The following is an 877-nucleotide window of genomic DNA, read 5'->3' on the forward strand; positions in this document are numbered from 1 at the left end:
CCCCGGAGGCGGCGGGCGCCGAGGCGGCCAAGCCGGCCGGCGCCTGAGCCCTGTCCGGGTGAGCCCCGTCCCGGGCGCGCCGCGCTTGGTGCGCTTCGTGCGCTCGGTGCGCTTCGTGCGCGCCCGGGACTGCCGCGCCGGCTCTACCGGAAGGCCGGCAGGTTGCGCTCGACCCAGGCCCGGAAGGGTGCGGCCGGGCGGTGCAGCACCGTCGCCACGTCCGGGCTGACCGCCTGCTCGGCCGGGAGCGGGGCGCCGAGCACGTCCAGGGTCCCGGCGATCACCTGCTCCGGCATGAACTGCGCCAGGTGGGCGTGGGCCTGCTCCCGGGACAGCTCCACGAAGGCCACCTCCTCGCCCAGTGCCTCGGCGATGACCTCGGCCTGTCGACGCGGCCCGATCGCCTCGGGGCCGGTCAGCTCGTAGATGCGGCCGCCGTGTCCGTCCTCGCGCAGTACGGCCGCGGCGACCGCCGCGATGTCCGCCGGGTCGACGACGGGCAGCGCCACCTCGCCGAACGGCGCGAAGACCGTCCGCTTCGTACGGACCGTCTCGGCCCAGGCGAAGGCGTTGGAGGCGAAGCCGCCGGGGCGCAGGACGGTGAAGTCCCGTCCGGAGGTGCGGACGGCGGACTCGAACTCCCGCAGCCGGGCGTGCGAGGGCGCGTCCGGCCGGGTGGCGCCGACCTGCGAGGAGACCAGGACGATCCGCTCCACCCCGGCGTCCGCGACCGTCCTCAGCAGGGCCTCCGGGCTCTCGCCGTGGCTGTTGAGCTCGCCGCCCAGCAGGACGAACAGCGCGCGAGACCCTTCGAGGGCCGGGCGCAGGCCGGCGGCGTCGCCGAGGCCGCCCCGGGCCCAGCGGACCCCGGCCGCCG

General features: G+C 77.4%; 1 protein-coding gene. It reads right to left on the bottom strand.

Translation table 11 applies throughout. The features are described from left to right. Positions 1-143: 143 nt before the first annotated feature. Positions 144-877, bottom strand: a 734-nt coding sequence (locus KS423_RS46360) for an SDR family oxidoreductase (RefSeq protein WP_224285644.1), incomplete at its 5' end; no start/stop codon positions are given.

This window comes from Streptomyces sp. LS1784, from assembly GCF_020103755.1.
Lineage (GTDB): Bacteria > Actinomycetota > Actinomycetes > Streptomycetales > Streptomycetaceae > Kitasatospora.